18 protein-coding genes and 1 tRNA gene are annotated in these 17367 nt (G+C 66.4%); 7 read left to right on the top strand and 12 right to left on the bottom strand.

The window, feature by feature from the left end; all coding sequences use genetic code 11:
- The first annotated feature begins 6 nt into the window (after positions 1–6).
- Positions 7–1296 (top strand): pyridoxal phosphate-dependent aminotransferase, encoded by a 1290-nt coding sequence (locus I2456_RS03305; RefSeq protein WP_085072682.1) that lies wholly within the window; start codon positions 7–9, stop codon positions 1294–1296.
- Between the two features lie 6 nt (positions 1297–1302).
- On the opposite strand, the gene rfbA is transcribed toward I2456_RS03305, so the two are convergent.
- From rfbA to I2456_RS03290, 3 genes are read right to left on the bottom strand one after another with little or no spacing between them, the layout of a single operon-like run.
- Positions 1303–2169 (bottom strand): glucose-1-phosphate thymidylyltransferase RfbA, encoded by an 867-nt coding sequence (gene rfbA, locus I2456_RS03300; protein ID WP_085072681.1) that lies wholly within the window; start codon positions 2167–2169, stop codon positions 1303–1305.
- A 20-nt stretch (positions 2170–2189) separates the two neighbouring features.
- A complete protein-coding gene (locus I2456_RS03295; RefSeq protein WP_085072680.1) occupies positions 2190–2543 on the bottom strand; it encodes a nuclear transport factor 2-like protein in 354 nt (117 codons plus the stop codon).
- A gap of 11 nt (positions 2544–2554) precedes the next feature.
- A complete protein-coding gene (locus I2456_RS03290) occupies positions 2555–3310 on the bottom strand; it encodes a maleylpyruvate isomerase family mycothiol-dependent enzyme (protein ID WP_085072679.1) in 756 nt (251 codons plus the stop codon).
- A 170-nt stretch (positions 3311–3480) separates the two neighbouring features.
- Here I2456_RS03290 and I2456_RS03285 point away from each other — a divergent pair, with 170 nt between their 5' ends.
- Positions 3481–3771 carry a CDGP domain-containing protein gene (locus I2456_RS03285; protein ID WP_068034749.1) on the top strand — a complete coding sequence of 97 codons (291 nt, stop codon included), beginning with the start codon at positions 3481–3483 and terminating at the stop codon, positions 3769–3771.
- A gap of 13 nt (positions 3772–3784) precedes the next feature.
- Here the strand turns inward: I2456_RS03285 and I2456_RS03280 are convergent, their stop codons facing one another.
- The 5 genes from I2456_RS03280 to I2456_RS03260 form a co-directional block, all read right to left on the bottom strand.
- A complete protein-coding gene (locus tag I2456_RS03280) occupies positions 3785–5107 on the bottom strand; it encodes a UDP-glucose dehydrogenase family protein (protein WP_085072678.1) in 1323 nt (440 codons plus the stop codon).
- 91 nt (positions 5108–5198) lie between these two features.
- Positions 5199–6734, bottom strand: a complete 1536-nt coding sequence (locus tag I2456_RS03275) for a DUF7159 family protein (RefSeq protein WP_116672541.1) — start codon at positions 6732–6734, stop codon at positions 5199–5201.
- 105 nt (positions 6735–6839) lie between these two features.
- The gene (locus tag I2456_RS03270; RefSeq protein ID WP_276052879.1) at positions 6840–8555 is read right to left on the bottom strand and encodes a DUF7159 family protein; all 1716 of its coding nucleotides are present in this window, start codon (positions 8553–8555) and stop codon (positions 6840–6842) included.
- 120 nt (positions 8556–8675) lie between these two features.
- Entirely contained in the window at positions 8676–9248 is a 573-nt protein-coding gene (dcd, locus tag I2456_RS03265) for a dCTP deaminase (protein WP_068034743.1), read from the bottom strand.
- Between the two features lie 32 nt (positions 9249–9280).
- Positions 9281–9946, bottom strand: a complete 666-nt coding sequence (locus I2456_RS03260; protein WP_085072676.1) for a VldE C-terminal domain-containing protein — start codon at positions 9944–9946, stop codon at positions 9281–9283.
- A 165-nt stretch (positions 9947–10111) separates the two neighbouring features.
- Here I2456_RS03260 and I2456_RS03255 point away from each other — a divergent pair.
- Positions 10112–10185 (top strand) — tRNA-Gly (locus I2456_RS03255).
- A 155-nt stretch (positions 10186–10340) separates the two neighbouring features.
- On the opposite strand, the gene I2456_RS03250 is transcribed toward I2456_RS03255, so the two are convergent.
- From I2456_RS03250 to I2456_RS03240, 3 genes are all read right to left on the bottom strand, one after another.
- Positions 10341–11297: an SDR family NAD(P)-dependent oxidoreductase gene (locus tag I2456_RS03250; protein WP_085072675.1), complete on the bottom strand. Its 957-nt coding sequence runs from the start codon at positions 11295–11297 to the stop codon at positions 10341–10343.
- 435 nt (positions 11298–11732) lie between these two features.
- Entirely contained in the window at positions 11733–12377 is a 645-nt protein-coding gene (locus tag I2456_RS03245; protein ID WP_085072674.1) for an SAM-dependent methyltransferase, read from the bottom strand.
- On the bottom strand, positions 12364–13323 hold the full coding sequence (locus I2456_RS03240; protein ID WP_085072673.1) for an NAD(P)/FAD-dependent oxidoreductase: 960 nt from the start codon (positions 13321–13323) through the stop codon (positions 12364–12366). Before I2456_RS03240 ends, I2456_RS03245 begins: the two co-directional genes overlap by 14 nt.
- Before the next feature lie 47 nt (positions 13324–13370).
- Here I2456_RS03240 and I2456_RS03235 point away from each other — a divergent pair, with 47 nt between their 5' ends.
- Both I2456_RS03235 and I2456_RS03230 read left to right on the top strand, forming a co-directional pair.
- A complete protein-coding gene (locus tag I2456_RS03235) occupies positions 13371–13943 on the top strand; it encodes a helix-turn-helix domain-containing protein (RefSeq protein WP_085072672.1) in 573 nt (190 codons plus the stop codon).
- Between the two features lie 61 nt (positions 13944–14004).
- On the top strand, positions 14005–14592 hold the full coding sequence (locus I2456_RS03230; protein WP_085072671.1) for a cutinase family protein: 588 nt from the start codon (positions 14005–14007) through the stop codon (positions 14590–14592).
- A gap of 7 nt (positions 14593–14599) precedes the next feature.
- On the opposite strand, the gene I2456_RS03225 is transcribed toward I2456_RS03230, so the two are convergent.
- A complete protein-coding gene (locus I2456_RS03225; protein ID WP_085072734.1) occupies positions 14600–15118 on the bottom strand; it encodes a M15 family metallopeptidase in 519 nt (172 codons plus the stop codon).
- Positions 15119–15243: 125 nt separating this feature from the next.
- Between I2456_RS03225 and I2456_RS03220 the strand changes: the two genes are divergently transcribed.
- Positions 15244–16005, top strand: a complete 762-nt coding sequence (locus I2456_RS03220) for an alpha/beta hydrolase family protein (protein WP_068034719.1) — start codon at positions 15244–15246, stop codon at positions 16003–16005.
- 206 nt (positions 16006–16211) lie between these two features.
- On the top strand, positions 16212–17300 hold the full coding sequence (locus tag I2456_RS03215; RefSeq protein WP_174814181.1) for an LLM class flavin-dependent oxidoreductase: 1089 nt from the start codon (positions 16212–16214) through the stop codon (positions 17298–17300).
- Positions 17301–17367: the final 67 nt, after the last annotated feature.

Raw genomic sequence — 17367 nt, 5'->3', positions numbered from 1 at the left:
ATTTCAGTGGACAGCGGTGGCACCATAGTGGACGTGACTACTCACCAGGCGCCCTGGCACGCTGCCAGTCATCACCGGCAGCGTGCCTTCGCGCAGTCGTCCAAACTGCAGGACGTCCTGTACGAGATTCGGGGCCCGGTGCATCAGCACGCCGCGCGTCTGGAGGCCGAAGGGCACCGCATCCTCAAGCTCAACATCGGCAACCCGGCACCGTTCGGCTTCGAGGCGCCTGACGTGATCATGCGCGACATGATTCAGGCGCTCCCCTACGCCCAGGGCTACTCCGATTCACAAGGGATCCTGCCGGCCCGACGCGCGGTGGTCACTCGCTACGAGCTCGTCGAGGGCTTCCCGCGGTTCGACGTCGACGACGTGTACCTCGGCAACGGTGTCTCCGAGTTGATCACGATGACGCTGCAGGCCCTGCTGGACAACGGCGATCAGGTGTTGATTCCCTCGCCGGACTATCCGTTGTGGACGGCGTCGACGTCACTGGCGGGCGGCACACCCGTGCACTACCTGTGCGACGAGACTCAAGACTGGCAGCCCGACATCGCCGACATCGAGTCGAAGATCACCGACCGCACCAAGGCGCTGGTGGTGATCAATCCCAACAACCCGACCGGCGCGGTATACAGTCGCGAAATCCTCACCGAGATGGTCGATCTGGCCCGCAAGCATCAGCTCCTCCTGCTCGCCGACGAGATCTACGACAAGATCCTCTACGACGACGCCAAGCACATCAGCGTGGCCACACTAGCGCCAGACATGTTGTGTCTGACGTTCAATGGGCTGTCCAAGGCTTATCGCGTGGCCGGCTACCGGTCCGGGTGGCTGGCGATAACCGGGCCCAAAGACCACGCGAGCAGCTTCATCGAAGGCATCAGCCTGCTCGCCAATATGCGGCTGTGCCCGAATGTTCCCGCGCAGCATGCAATTCAGGTGGCCCTGGGCGGTCACCAGAGCATCGATGACCTGGTCCTTCCCGGCGGACGGTTGCTCGAACAGCGCGACATCGCCTGGCAGAAGCTCAACGAGATACCCGGGGTGTCCTGCGTCAAGCCGAAGGGCGCGTTGTACGCCTTCCCGCGCCTGGATCCCGAGGTCTACGACATCACCGACGACGAGCAACTGGTTCTGGACCTGCTGCTGTCGGAGAAGATCCTGGTCACCCAAGGCACCGGGTTCAATTGGCCGGCACCGGATCACCTGCGCCTGGTCACGTTGCCGTGGTCGCGGGACCTGGCTGCCGCGATTGAGCGGCTGGGCAACTTCCTGGTCAGTTACCGGCAGTAACTGAATTCACCCGCGCTCCAACAGGTTCAGCAGGTAATCCCCGTACCCCGACTTGACCAGGCCACGGGCCCGCTGCACCAGGTCCTCATCACCGATCCACCCTCGACGCCACGCGACTTCCTCGGGGACACTGATTTTCAGGCCCTGCCGCCGTTCCAGTGTCCGGACGAAATCGCACGCGTCAAGCAGCGAATCGAAGGTGCCGGTGTCCAGCCATGCGGTGCCGCGGGCCATGACCTCCACCGAAAGCCGGCCCCGGTTCAGATAGATCTGGTTGACCTCGGTGATCTCGTACTCGCCGCGGGCCGATTTCTTGAGGCCCTTCGCGATCTCGATCACGTCGTTGTCGTAGAAATACAGGCCCGGCACCGCGTACTGAGACTTGGGTGTCTCGGGCTTCTCCTCGAGCGACAGCGCCATCCCGTCGGCGCCGAACTCGACCACACCGTAGGCCGACGGGTTGGCCACCCAGTAGGCGAATATGGCTCCGCCGCTGATGGTTTGGAAGCGATCCAAGCTGGTTCCCAGACGGGGGCCGTAGAAGATGTTGTCGCCCAATACCAAAGCGACGGGCTCGTTGCCGATGTGCTGTTCGCCGAGAATGAACGCCTGCGCCAGACCTTCGGGTTGATCTTGGGTGGCATAGGTCAAGGCGATGCCGAATTGCGTTCCGTCGCCGAGGAGTCGCTGAAAGCCTGCGGCGTCATGCGGGGTGGTGATGACGAGGATGTCTTGGATGCCGGCCATCATCAGCGTCGACAACGGGTAGTAGACCATCGGCTTGTCGTACACCGGCAGCAGTTGCTTGCTGATGCCCATGGTGATCGGGTGCAGACGAGTGCCCGAACCACCGGCCAAGATAATCCCGCGCATATAGCTAGGCTCCTAACGCCTCAATCGATAAGGTCGGCCTCGGTGAGATCGGTGGCTGCCAGGGCGGACGCGAGATCGGCGTGGCCGAACACCGAGGTGACATGGTCATGAACCACTCGAAACGCGACGGCCGCCTGCTGATCGCCGACTTTTTGTTCGGCGACGACGACGCCGTCGTGCACGTACATCCTGCCCAGTTCTGCGGTCACCTTCCGCGATTGCGCCCAACTGCGCAGCGCCTCATGGCCTTGTGCGGCTCCGTGCGCGTCGCCGATCTCGATGTCGTCACTGGACAAGCCCACCAACGTCGCTATGTCATTCGAATTCAGGGCGTCGTGCCAGGCCAGAACGGTGGCGATCTCGGAAGTGGTCATGGTCAGCCAGTTTAGAGAGGGGTGTGGTCCAGCCATTTTTGCCATACGGCGTCGTCACCGAACAGCTCAATACCGGTGTCAGCGAGCGGCACTCGGCGCAGCATCGCTAGCAGTAAGTCGGTCGCGCCGCCGCGCAACGCCACGGTGCCTTTGCCGTGCTCGTGTGACCACGTGATCTTCGCGTCCTCGACGCCGACGGTCCACTCACCGGGCTCGCTCAAGTCGGCATCGGTCGCGTGGAAGTGGATGGTTTGGCCGCTCTCCAACGGCAACGCAGCACCATCTCTTCCGGCCTGAACCGCTACGCGCTCAAGCCATTCGGTGATTGCGTCGGCGGCCACGTCCGCGTCGAGGGCGAAGTCGCTTCCCAACGCGAGCGCGGCGTCAGCTCGATGCACCGCGGTCTCGTGCAGCCTGCGGCGGATCCACCAGTTGGCGGGTCGGGTGCCCAGGAAGGTCCACACCGGTGTTTCCACGCCGGTCTGTTCGACCGCGTCGAGCAACCGCTGCGCGCCGCCGCTCAACCATGAGCCGGCGTCGTCTGGGTTCGGTGGCGGCTTGCCTCCTTCGACACTGCGCGGATCGAGCGGTTCGCTGAGTCGGTCGCGGACGATCTGGGCCGCCCACCTGTCCCCTCGGCCGACGTGGCGCATCAGCTGCTCGAGGCTCCACCCGGGGCAGCTCGGCACCGGCTTGGACCGGTCGGCGTTGCTGAGCAGTGCTGCGAAAGCGCGGTTCTCCGCGACGAAGGCGGACGCGTAATCCACGCCGGTCAGGCTACTCGACGGCGCAGGGGTGCACAGTTGGATTCGATCGATACCGAAGGCAGCAAAATCCGGCGATACAAGCGGTAGCGTCGTTGGTGGCCGGCTGGGCCGTCGACGGCGTTTGCCACCGCAGGCGCCCGGCAAAGACGGCGATGTGACGGGAGACAACCATGAAGCGCTGCATCGTCGCAGCGGTGGCGGCCCTGCTGGTGGCCGCAGGGCTGATCGGCTCGGCGCCGTCGGCCAGCGCCGGCTGCCAGTACGGCGGACCCTACATCAGCAAGTGTGATGGTCCCGTCCAGCCGGACGGCACCTGGCAACGTTGCGTCGCAGTTGCCCAGTTGATTCCCCGTGGCGCCAGTTCTTTCCTGGCGCCCGAGAAGCACTGCGATGTGCTGGGTCCTGACCAAAGCCCAGGGGATCCCGCTCTGGCCGATCCCCCGATGCACATCGACGACTGAGTCGTGTATCGCGTTAGCGGCGCGACCCGAGGCGGAACACCCGCCAACCGGCCTGCTGCCAGCGCAAGACATCCAGGCAGTTGCGGCCGTCGACGATGACGCGGGCGCGTACGCGATCGGCCAGATCGTTGGGGTCCAGGTCGACGAATTCGCGCCATTCGGTAAGCACCAGAACGGCGTCGGCGCGCTCGCAGGCTTCGGCCACCGAAACCGCGTAGTTGAGCGTCGGGAACAGCCGCTTGGCGTTTTCCAGTGCTTTGGGGTCGTACACGTTGACCGCTGCGCCGTTGAGTTGCAGTTGGCCCGCCACGTTCAGCGCGGGGGAATCACGCACATCGTCGGATTCGGGCTTGAACGCCGCGCCCAGGACCGCGATGTTGGCGCCCAGCAGCGCGCCACCACATGCGGCGGTAGCCAATTCGACCATCCGGGTACGCCGGCGCATGTTGATGCTGTCGACTTCACGTAAGAAGGTCAGCGCCTGGTCCGCGCCCAGCTCACCGGCGCGGGCCATGAAGGCGCGGATATCCTTCGGCAGGCAGCCGCCACCGAATCCCAAACCGGCGTTGAGACATTGGCGTCCGATACGGGGGTCGTAGCCCAGCGCATCGGCCAACAAGCTGACGTCGGCACCGGCGGCCTCGCACACTTCCGATATTGCGTTGATGAACGAAATCTTGGTCGCCAGAAAGGCGTTGGCCGATACCTTGACCAGCTCGGCGGTCTGCAGGTCGGTCACCAGAAACGGCACACCGGCGTCCAGCAGTGGCGCATACAACTCGCGGACCGCCGCCTCGGCGCGGGTTGAATCATCTTGCACGCCAAGGACAATGCGGTCCGGATGTAGGGTGTCGTGCACGGCGTAACCCTCGCGCAGGAACTCAGGATTCCACGAGACCTCGACGTCGATTCCCGTCGGCGCCAGGGCGGCGGCGCGGTGCGCCAACTCTGCCGCGGTGCCCACCGGCACCGTCGATTTGCCAACCAGGATTGACGACCTGGTCAAACGGGGCACCAGCGCATCGACGACGGCGTGCACGTGCCGCAGGTCGGCGCCATACTCACCGCGCTTCTGCGGCGTGCCGACACCGAGAAAATGCACGTCGGCGAAGTCGGCGGCCAGGTCGTAGTCGGTGGTGAACTGAAGCCGCCCGGCAGCGAGGTTGTCGGTCAACAACTTTCGCAAGCCGGGCTCGTAGAACGGGATGTCGCCGCCGGCCAGCTTGGCGACCTTGCCGGGATCGATGTCGACTCCGACGACCTCATGTCCCAACTCGGCCATGCCGACCGCGTGGGTGGCACCCAGATAACCCGTGCCGAAGACGGTGCACCTCATACCACCGTGTGTAGGTCGCCGCGATGAGCTAACTGCATCGCGACGCTGAACGGCAGATGACAGCTATCCGGCGGGATCAGATGCTGTCAACCTAACGGCGACCGCCGCCGTGGCCACCGCCACCAAAGCCGCCCCCGCCGTGACCCCCGCCGCCGAAGGGACCGCCGCCGAAGGGGCCGCCACCGCCGCCCTTGCCGGGACCGCCGCCACCCTTGCCGGGGCCATCGCCACCGCCACCGCCCTTGCCGGGGCCGCCGCCGCCACCGGGAAACCTGCCCGGTATGCCGTCGTTACCACCGCCGGGCAGACCCGGTAGCTGCGGACCGAGGATCGGGGGCAACACAATCGGTACAGGGACCGGCACGGGCGCCGCCGGCACTGGGGCCGGAGCGGCCGGCACCGGAGCCGGAGCGGCCGGCACCGGAAATTGAGGGGCCGGAGCCTGGGGCACCTCGACGGGAACCGGAACCGGAGCCGGGGCCTGCGGCACCTCGACGGGAGCTTGCGGTGCCGGGGCGGGCGCCTCGGGCACCTGTGCAGGAGCTTGAGGCGCCGGAGCGGGAGCTGGCGGCACCGCCTCGGGGGCCGGCGCCGGGGCCTGCGGCGCTGGGGCTGGTGCCTGTTCGGGGGCAGGCGCCGGCGCCGCCGGAGCGACCAAGTTGGAGCCGGGGTCAGGCTTCGTCGCCGAAGTGGTCCGGATGCTCACGGCCAGCGCGACAACCAGTGAGGCCACCCCGATGACGAAGATCGACAGCAGCACGCTGCCGACCAGCCCGAAGGACTTGCGCTCGTCGGGCGCTTCGAACTGACCGGTCAGTTCGCTGGGGACCGCGCTGTAGGCCAAGACGCTGCTGCCCGTGTCCACGCGGTCGGAGACGTCATCAAAATAAGCCGCGTCCAGCATCGACGGGTCGTAGGCGCCGGTGCCTGGGTCCTGCGCCCAGGCCAGCGCCGCCGTCGACGACACGAAGAGCGGTGTGTTGGCCGACGCCAGTGCGGCGCCGCGAGCGAGCGCCGTCTCGGGCTCTTCGGGCACGGCGAGCGGAAGGGTGGTCGCGGCCTCCAGCGCGGGCTTGATCAGGGGAATGTCCACCCCAGAGCCCACGACGAACACCGCGTCCGGGCGCGTTTCCAGCGCCTCAGCACTCGAGACCATCTCGGCCAGCTGAGCCACCGCCGCGTCGTCGTCTTCGGGCAACGCGGTGCGATGAATGTCTTTGACCGACCCGTCAGCACTATCTACCACCGCCAATGTGGCGGTGTCCGGCTCGACGAACAGCAACGCCGTCTGCGCATAGTTGGTCGAACTGCCGACAGATTGGGCGAGGGCGGCCGCGGCGAGGAACGCCGAAACCAGCATGACGTTCTCGACCTTGCGGGCGGCCAGCGCGTCACGCAGCACAGCGGGACTGATCGGATCGGTCCACGTGACACCGGTCGATGCCAGCTGGTAACCGCCCTCAGCCGCGCCCTCGCGCGTGCCCAGGATGGCCGAAACGACCTGCTCGGCCGCGCTGGGCGCGGTCAGTTCCTGGTCAGTTTCGACCGCAATGTTGTCTTCGTCGACGGTAGGGCCATCCCCGTTTTCACCTTCGACCAGCACCATTCGGACTGCCGTTGGCGCCATCGACACACCGAGTACGGTGTCCACAGCTCCCCCATGAGTCTCTTGCGTGGGTTCCCCAACCCCTGCTGATACCACGGTACCCGCGTGGTCAATTAGTCCGTTTAACTATTTACGGCCCCCGCCACCATGACCGCCGCCGAAGCCGCCGTGGCCTCCGCCACCGAAGCCACCACCGCCGCCAAACGGACCACCACCGCCGCCGTGGCCACCGCCGCCGAACGGTCCGCCGCCGCCACCGGGGCCACCGCCCCCGCCGAACGGCCCACCACCGAAGGGGCCACCACCGCCGCCGTGGCCACCGCCACCGAACGGACCACCGCCGAAGGGCCCGCCAGGACCGCCGAGGCCTCCGCCGCCGAACGGACCGCCGTGACCCCCGGGACCACCAGGACCGCCGGGGCCGCCACCATCGAACGGACCGCCGTGACCGCCGGGCCCACCCGGGCCGCCGCCACCGAACGGACCACCGCGCCCACCGCCGCCGAAGGGTCCGCCCCCACCGGGACCGTTACCGGGCGTGGGTGAGGGCCCGCGCACCGGCGGAGCCTGCTGCACCGGCGCCTGCGGAACCTGCGGCACGATGCGCGGCGGCGAGGCAGGCAGCTGCGGAGCTTGCGGTTCCAGTTGCGGTACCCGAACCGGGGCCTGCGGCGCCGGCGGACGGAACAGCGAGTTCGGACCCGGAATCTGCACGGGCGGCACCACAATCGGCACCACCGGCGGGACCGCGACCGGCTCGGGCGCAACCGGGGCGACCGGAGCCACGGGCGCCGGCAGGGCCGGGGCCTCGGGCAACGGAGCCGGCGCCTGCGGAATCACCGCCCGGGGCGCCGCTGCCGGCTTGGGCACATCGATCTTGCGCTGCGCCGGTGCGGCCACCTCGACCGGCGCGGGCGGTTGTTGGGTCGGCGCGACAAAGTGGTTTTGGCTCGGTGTGGGTTGCAACGCGACCGTCGGGCGGATCCCAATCGCCAGCGCGATCTCCATCGCCACCACCGCGGCGATGGCGACGACCGCCAGCACGCTGCCGACCAGGAACATGGGCCGGCGTGCGGCAGGCTCGTCCGCGGCGTCGATGTCGCCCGGCTCTTCGTCGTAGCCGAATTCCATGGGGTCGTCGGCAACCGCTGGATCCTGGGCGTAGGCCAGGGCTGTCGTGGACGCCGCAAACAGTGGCGAGTTGCCCGAGGCCAGCGCCGCACCGCGCGCCAGCGCCATCTCGGGCTCTTCCGGCGCGCTAACCGTCAGCGACGTCGCTGCCTCGAGCGCCGGCTTGATGAGGGGGACGTCGACGCCCGAACCGACGACATAGAGCCCGTCGGGATGGGTGTCCAACGTCTCAGCGGCGGCGACCAGATCGACCAGTTCGGCTACCGCCGTCTCGTCGTCGTCGGCCAAGGCCTGCCGGCGCAATTCGCACAAGGACCCGTCAGCGGTATCCACCACGGCCAACGTCGCGGTCTCCGGCTCGATGAACAACACCGCGGTCTTCTGGTGCCCGACGGCACAACCGACCGACTGTCCGAGCGCGGCCGCGGCCATGAACGCCGAAACCAGCATGACGTTCTCAACCTTGTACGCGGCCAACGCATCACGCAGCGCGGCCGCCTGGACCTGATCGGTCCAACTCACGCCGATCGCGGACAGGTGCAAGCCGGCGTCGGCCGCGCCCTCTTGGGTGCCCAGGATGGCTGAAACGACCTGATCCGGTGCGCAGGTGGTGGCCGAGTCGCGGCCGATACGGAAACTGTCTTCGTCGACGATCACGCCGTCGCCGTCTTCGCCTTCAACGAGCGCCATACGAACGGCTGACGGCGCCATCGAAACCCCGAGTACGACGTCCACAACCCCTCCCAAAGGTCTTGTGTGCCAGGGTCTGGCGGAGGGAACACGGCGCGCGATCGCCAACTATCTATGGTCGCCGATAGAGCTGTGCAGCAGCTAGGTGGACCTTATGAAGTTCTGGTACGACCGCGACGGCGTGGGGCCTCGCTGACCCTGGTATTTCGACCCTACTCGGGAACTGCCGTATGGGTGCTCCGAAGGGCTAGTTAGTCGGAGAATACATAACTGACCGATTTTCATCCCTGGCCACAACGTAATTGGCAGGTTGGCGACGTTCGACAACTCGAGCGTGATGTGCCCGCTGAAGCCCGGGTCGATGAAGCCTGCGGTCGAGTGGGTGAGCAGCCCCAGCCGGCCGAGCGAGGACTTGCCTTCCAGGCGCCCCGCGAGGTCTTCGGGCAGGGTGAACTGCTCCAAGGTGGACCCGAGTACGAACTCCCCCGGATGCAGGACGAAGGGATCGCCCTCTTTGGGTTCGACCAGGGTCGTCAACTCATCTTGCTGCTTGGCCGGGTCGATGTGCGTGTAGCGGGTGTTGTTAAACACTCGGAACAGGGAGTCCAGTCGGACATCGATGCTGGACGGCTGAACCAGGCTGTCGTCGAACGGGTGGATGCCCACCCGCCCCGCGGCGATTTCGGCCCTGAGATCACGATCGGAGAGCAGCACCCGAAGAGCGTATCTGCCGCGGTCCGTTCAGCTCAGCGAACGTAGATCTCGTCGCCGGTCGGGTATCCGCCTCCGGTGGTGGTGACGTGGACGTGGTCGTAGTGCCCGGCGCCGGTGGATTGTGCGCCGCCGGGCGTGTAGTAGACGCCGCGCCAGATGGCGTCTTGTATCCCGAACCGGGTCGCGTTTTCCATCACGAAGGCCACGATCTTGTTGCCCAAGGCGATCCCGTCGGCGGTGTCCGGGTTGGGGATCATCACATCGAGCGCCAGTCCCCGGGGGTGCCAACCGAGGGGGTCGGGTCGCACGCCGCCGATCTCATGGATCTCGGGGAACTCTGCGCTGATGCTGCGTGCGGTGAGGATGGTGCGGATCTGCAGGCCCTGCTCGGGCGCGACTCCGGCGGGCAGGAAGCGGGATCGCGTGTCCACCCGATATCTCGATGCGGCGGGCATTTGTCCCGCAGCAAAACTTGGCCCGTCACCGGTACCGGCCAGTTCCGACATGGGTGCTGGGGACGCGGCGACCAACTCGACGCAACAAGGGTTTATATCCTCGACGACGGGTTTCGGTTTCTCGCGCGCGGCCAGCGGGTTCACATCTGCTCCGGCGACGAAGAACACAGCGGCAGGGGCGATGAGGGCGGCCAGCACGGCCGACGACTTTCGTCGCTGCCTCACCAATTCGTGCCGACCCACGAATGGCACCTTACGAGGTGGCTTCAGATAACAAAAGAATAACTATGCATTTCTTATGATTCTTAGTGCGTCTAATCCGACACCTGCCAGCAAAGGAGGCCTGGCAGCGACCGCGGGGCTGTGGGCGCGGCCAGCGGCTGGGTGCTAGCCTTCTGAGGCGAACGCGCCGATGTAGTTCAATGGCAGAACATCAGCTTCCCAAGCTGAATACGCGGGTTCGATTCCCGTCATCGGCTCCACTCCTGCCAGAGCGGCCGTGGAACCGCACGCTGCCGCCGCGGCGGTGGTCCCGTGACGGTGCTGCACGCAGGATGAGAAGCGATTGCTGTTGCCGTCGTTCGCAACCTTCATTCGTCTGTGTTCCGGAAGACCGAAGGGGGCCGTTACGCCTGGGCTAACTCGAATCCGCAGACGCGCCCGCACCCCCCTTGTCAATGCCGAGTCGACCCATAACCGAGAAGAGTTCCTCGTAGATGTTGTCGGGGATCGAGTACGACTCGGTGTCTGAAACCTGAGCAAAGTGTTCGGCGATGTCGTCGGCAGTGGCGGTGACGTCCCTCTCGGCCAGCCAGCCGTCGCCGAGACCGATAAACACCCGTCCGTATCGGCCCGCCAAGGCGGAGTAATTCTGGTGGGTGACTTCACAGGCCCGACTAGCCAGATAGGTAACCATCGGCACGACCTTTTCCGGCGCTATCAAGTCCTTCAGCCCGGTTTCTTCCAGTGTCTTCGCGTCTACCGTCTCGGTGACCATGCGCGAAAAGCCGAAGGGCAACACGGTGTTGGAGAGGATGCCGTGCTCGGCCCCTTCAAGGGCAATGACGTTGCTCAACCCAACCAGGCCCGCCTTCGCGGCACCATAGTGCGCCTCAAGATGCTGTCCGAACATTCCGCCCGATGACGAAATGAACACGAACCTCCCGTAGCCCTGATTCTTCATGATTTTGAACGCTGGCTGGCTCAGGTGAAACCCGCCGTCGAGATGCACCTTGAGCATCTGCCGCCACTGGTCCGGGGTCATCTCCTCAAAGGCGATGCTGTTGAAGATCCCGGCGTTACTCACCACCGCGTCCAACCGTCCGAAGTGCTTGATCGCAGCCTGGACAATCGCCTCACCGCCCTCAGGGCTTTCGACAGAGTCGTGCGAGGCCACCGCCTTGCCGCCCCCCTGAGTGATCTCACCAACGACCTCATCGGCCACCGTTGGATCGGCGCCCTCGCCGCCCATGCTGCCCCCGAGATCGTTCACCACGACCGACGCACCCCGCTTTGCGAGGTCCAGCGCATACAACCGACCCAAACCACGTCCGGCGCCGGTTACCACTATTGCCTGGTCAGTGAAGTCGATCATCAATCCTCCCCACAAGTGGCTGTTCGTCGCGCGATTCGAACATACAATGGAACAGAGATTTGGTCACGCATGTAGAGATCCACGTCCGTCGCGTCCCACAGCCAGTGGAGAACTGCAAGCAATTCAGCACCCGGCGACCGCATCGGATAAGGAGCGGGAACGGCTCGTGTTTACCAAGTTTTTGCTCCGAACTATCTGGGGCAATCTCCTCGGGCCTGACCCTCATCAGGCTCGGAGACGAACAAACCGGGCATGCCGCCGCTGAACGCCAAATCGCGGCACTGATCCTCTAGTCGCGAAAAGGTTTCGGAGTTGCTAGGTGGCACACCGGCGATCGCTCACTCGTTCGCATAGCGAAAAAACTCCCAAACTGGATGGGCGGGTCCGATTCCCGTCATCGGCTCCACATCGAGCGGCACGACCTACCCGCCTTTCTCAGCTATCCGACCTCCGCCGCAACAACATGACGTTGTCCTTGACGCTGGCCTTCTGACCGTCCGGCCCTGCGACGTCGCGATCGACGGCCTCGACCCGAACCCGTTGCCACTGGGCCACATCGAGGTCGAGCGAGTCGAGTACCTCGTCGGCGCCGGGGAATGGGTAATCGTGGTGCTCCGACCACGACGGTGCCGATCCGTGGTCAACGATCAGCAGGTGACCTCCCGGGCGCAACGCCTCCGCGGCCGCGCGGAGCACGGCGCTGCGGTTGAGCGCCAAGGGTTCCGGCACGTGAAAGTAGTGCGCAGACACCAGATCGAACGGACCGGCGGGCACGCCGTCGGCCAGATCGGTGCGGACGAATTCGATCCGCTCGGCGAGGCCGCGGGCCCGGGCGTCCTCGCGGGCGCGCTCGATGGCCACCGGGGAGATATCGGTGGCCACCACCTGCCAACCCCGCTCGGCGAGCCACATGGCGTCGCCACCCTCCCCGCAGCCCAGATCGAGGGCCCGGCCCGGCGGGAGGTCGACCGCCACCTCGGCGAGTCGGGCGTTGACGTTGCCGCTCCAAATCCGGTCACTTCTGCGGTACAGGCGGTCCCAGAAGTCCGGCGCCGCCTCACCGGGTTCAGGCGTGTGCATCCGCGTTCTCCTTGATCTCGGGCCAGTCGGGAACTGCCAGGCCGACGTTTTCGGCCTGCAGGGTTTGCACCACAGCGGACGCCGCCAGCGAGCCCGCCGCGACGGCGCCCGCCACCTGCGGCATCTGGGTGCTGACGTCGCCGGCGGCGAACACGCCCGGCACCGAGGTCCGGTGCATGGCGTCGATCGCGACGGCGTCGGCCACGACGGGCCCGGGCGGCGCCATCGCGAGGCCCAGTTGGGCCGGTAGCGTCGAACGCTGGTGCAACGTCGCCGCGACCAGCACACCGCGGCGCGGCAATCGGAAGCCATCGTCGAATACCACTTCGTCCAACCCACCATCGCGAGAGGACAATTCGGCAATCGTTCTGGTGTCCGCGTCGATCCCGGCGGCACTGAGCTGCTGCCGTTCCGGTTCGCTCACGGGTGATCCGTTGGACAGCACCATGATGTCGTCGCTCCAGGCCCGCAGCAGCAGCGCAGAGTGCACGGCGCGCTTCCCGTCGGCCAGGACGGCGAGCGGTTGATTACGTACCTCCCAGCCGTGGCAGAACGGGCAGTGGAAGGCCGACCTGCCCCACAGCGCGTCGAGCCCCGTGATGTTCGGGTAGCGGTACTCCATGCCGGTGGCCAGCAACACCGTCCGCGTGTGCTCCACGGTGCCGTCGGCCAGGGCGACCTCGAATCCCCGCTTCGCCGTCGTGATTTCGCTGTTGCGCACTTCGACCGTCGGATACTTGGTGAGCTCTTGGCGACCCGCCGCGTAAAGCTCCGCGGGCGGGCGGCCGTCATGACCGAGCAGTCCGCCTATGCCGGGTGCGGGCAGATTGCTTTGTCTACCCGCGTCGACGAGCAGGGTGCGGCGCCTGGCCCGCCCGAGCACCAGTGCGGCGCTGAGGCCCGCGGCCCCGCCACCTATGACTGTGCAGTCCCACGTTGTGTTCATGACAGCGAGGTTGCCCGCCCGCGGCGAAAGTGCCAAGCTATTTTGCTATGGAGGCAAAGCCCGACTCCGTCGACGCCCGCGTGCGGCGTCGTTTGCGCGAACTGCGCACCGAGCGCGGCATGACGCTGGAAGACGTCGCGTCACGAGCGAAGATCGACGTGTCCACGCTGTCCCGGCTGGAGTCGGGTAAGCGACGCCTGGCGCTCGACCACCTGCCGCGACTGGCCGAGGCGCTCTCGGTGAGCACCGACGAGCTGATGCGCGCGCCGGAATCACCCGATCCCCGCGTGCAGTCGAATGCGTTCACCCGCGACGGCATCACCTTCTGGCCCCTGACGCGCCAGGGACCGGCCAGTGGGCTGCACGCCTACAAGATCAAGGTGAGCGCCCGTCGCCGCAAGCCACCGGCCGAACTGCGGGTCCACGAGGGGCAGGAGTGGATGTACGTCCTGTCCGGGCAGCTGCGGCTTCTGTTGGGCGACAAGGACTTCGTGATCCAGCCGGGCGAGGCCGTCGAGTTCTCGACGTGGCAGCCGCACTGGTTCGGGACCGTGGACGGCCCGGTCGAGGCCATTGCCATCTTCGGCGTACACGGTGAGCGCGTCCACATGCATCAATGAAGTCCATATGGGCGTCAAGCTCTCGGCCGACGCACCGCCAGCAAATCAGTAATATCGCCTCATGAGGCTCGTTGCGCGTTGCGTCCTCATTCTTGCGATTCTCGCCCCGCAAGTGGCGGCGGTGTTGGCGGTGGCCCCCGTCGCGTCGGCGGCATGCCCAGACGCTGAAGTCGTCTTCGCCCGCGGCAGGGAAGAACCACCCGGCGTCGGTGCGGTGGGCGACGCGCTGGTCAATTCGCTGCGCGGCAAGACCCGCATGTCGGTTGGCGTCTACGGGGTCAACTATCCCGCCAACATCAGTATCGGTAGTGGCGCCGGTGATTTGAACGCGCATGTCCAGTCCATGGCGAAGAATTGCCCCAACACGCGCGAAGTCGTGGGCGGCTATTCGCTGGGTGCCGAGGTGGTCGACGGCGCGCTGTGGACCGGTTTCCCGCCGGGTGTGGATCAGCACATCGCAGCGGTCGCCCTGTTCGGCAATGGCACTCGGGCGATCCCGCCCGCCTTCGCCGGTAAGACGATCGACCAGTGCGCGCAGGGTGACCCCATTTGTCGAAACGGCACGAATTGGCCGTCGCATCTGCAGCCGTCGTACATCGACTCGGGATTGGTGGATCAGGCGGCCAGCTTCGTCGCCGGCAAGCTCTGACCGCCGGCTAACCGGCCGCGTTGGGCAGCAGCGGCGGGCAGTTCCCGGCCGCATCGGCGGCCAGCTCGAAGTGCCACACTTCGTTGGCGTAGATCCGGCACAGCCCGAAACGCAGCCCGTTGGTCATCAGCCACTGGTCGGCGCCCGCACCGCCGACGTCGACCGCCTGACCGACGACGTGTTTGGACGCCGCGGGCGTCTGCACATATTGGCGCGCCGCGGCGACGCTGCCGTAGGTCTGCACGGCCTCGTCGAGCAGCTGCTGCTGAAATGCCGGCGAGCGCCAGCCCGAGGTGATGGTCATGGTGATGCCGTCGTTGCGTGCCGCGGTGGCGGCGCTCTGAATGGCGCTCAGCAACGCCGGATCAAGGCGCCCGATCGCCGGGTTCTGGACGTCGTAAGGGGTCAGCGGGCGCCCGTCGGGCAATGATCCGTCGCCCGGGTCGGAGGCCGGATCCAAGGGGATGGAGTGGTCGGTGAGCCTGATCGGCGCATCGGTCGGAGCAAGCGCCGCTGCTAGACCCATCGACAGCGCAGCGGCCGCGACGAGCGCCCCCGCCAACCGCGAGACCCACGTCGTTGTCCCTGTCTTCACGTCGGGCCACCCTAAGTCATCTCGCGAATCGGAGACCAGCGTGGTACATCTCCTGCGTGGTCGAACGAGTCACCTTCCAAAGTTCAACGGGCCCGAACCTGGCCGGTGTCATCGACGTGCCGGAAACCGACGCGCGCGGTTGGGGTGTGTTCGCGCACGGGTTCACCCTGGGCAAGGACTCGCCGGCCGCGGCGCGGATCTGCAAGCAACTCGCCGCGGACGGGATCGGCATGCTGCGCTTTGACGCGCTGGGGCTCAGTGGTTCCGAAGGAGATTGGGGTGACGGGTCGTTCACCGTCAAGGTCAACGACATCGTCAAGGCATGCCAGTTCATGGCCGACCGCGGCACCCCGGCCGACATCTTGGTCGGGCACTCGTGGGGCGGTGCGGCCGTGCTCGCCGCGGCCCGCCAGTGCCCCGGTGTGCGGTCGGTCGTCACGGTGGCCGCCCCCATCGACGTCGGCCACGTCGAAAAGCACTACGACGCGGTAGTCGACCGTTGCTTGACCGAGGGCAGCGCGGAGTGGATGGTCGGCGGGCGCACGCTGACTTTGAAGCGGGAGTTCGTCGAGGACGTCCGCGCGGCGGATCTGGCCGACAAGATCACCGACTTGAAATTGCCGCTGCTGATCTTGCACTCGCCCACCGACAACACGGTCGGCATCGAAAACGCGAGCGAGATCTTTCGCCTAGCTCGTCATCCGCGCAGCTTCGTGTCGCTCGAAGGCTCCGATCATCTGCTCACCGCCCGCGGCCAGGCTCATCGCGCCGGACGGATCATCGGCGCGTGGGCCGACGCTTATCTCGACGACGAGTAGCACGTCCCCGTTGGCGCCAGCGCTCTGACGGCCTCGTCGGCGAGTTTGCACGGTGTGGCCACACGGCCGCGCGCGACGGCTAGTCCGATTTGCGTTGCCCTGCCTAGCGTTAATGGCCAACCGCTGGTACGTCTGGCCACATCAACCGGGGGCATGCAGTGAAATTCGGTGTCGTCGAAGCACCTTTGCACAGCCGGTTCGCGCCGATGCTGGCGGCCGAAATGGGTTACCGTACGGCCGCGGTGACCGGCGCCGATTCATACTGGTTGTCCGATCACCTCAACGGCTTTTTGCCCCGCGCCGTGATGACACCGAAGTACAGCGGGATAGCCCGGTTGGTGCCCGATGCCGACGCGTTCCTCGAACCGTGGACGACGCTGGGGTCGCTCGCAGGCCGGCACCGATTCGGCCGGACCCGCTTGGGCGTCGGGGTCACCGACAGCGCACGCCGCAATCCCGCCGTGACGGCGCAGGCCGCGGCGACGCTGCACCAGATGACCCGTGGCCGGGCGGTCCTCGGAATCGGGACCGGTGAGCGCGAAGGCAACGAGCCGTACGGCGTGGACTGGTCCAAGCCGGTGGCAAGGTTCGAAGAGGCGCTGGCCACCATCCGCGCCCTGTGGAACTCCAAAGGGCAACTGGTCAACCGAGATTCGGAATACTTCCCGCTGCGCAGCGCGATCTTCAGCCTGCCACCGGTGAAGGGCACCTGGCCGCAGATCTGGATCGCTTCGCATGGACCGCGGATGCTGCGCGCGACCGGTCGCTACGGCGATGCGTGGTTCCCGGTGTCGGTCTTCAGCCCGGAACGGTACGCAGCAGGGTTGCACCAGGTGCGGACCGCTGCCGACGATGCCGATCGCGACCCACACTCCATCATCGCGGCGAACGCCCAATTCGTCGTCACCGGGCGCAGCGCGGCCGAGGTCGACGAAGCCTTAGATTCCGTTCCCGTGCGGGCATATTCGCTTCTGCTGCCGGACTCGGAGTGGGCCAACCACGGTGCGCGCCATCCGATGGGAGCAGGCTTCACCGGCTTTCAGGACATCCTGCCCCAGTTACTCGACGAGGAGACGGTGCTCTCCTACGTCGCCGCGGCGCCGCTGTCGTTGCTGCGGCAAGGCCTGCTCACCGGAACGGCTGACGAGATCCTCGATCAGCTCGCCGCCTACCGCGATCACGGTGTCCGGTACCCGGTGCTGCTCAACGCGAGCCCCATCCAGCCCAAACTCCGCCGCGGCCTGTCCACCGCCTTGCCCTTCATGAAGATCCTGCGCGGACTGCGCAAGATGTGAGGACGCGCTAATCTGCCCGCTGCCGTCCGGTTTGATCTGCACATGTGGCGGGGAAAACGTCATGGCG

Source organism: Mycobacterium kubicae, assembly GCF_015689175.1.
Lineage (GTDB): Bacteria > Actinomycetota > Actinomycetes > Mycobacteriales > Mycobacteriaceae > Mycobacterium > Mycobacterium kubicae.
The sequence above is the reverse complement of the archived record's forward strand: the minus strand, read 5'-3'. Positions and strand labels throughout refer to the sequence as shown.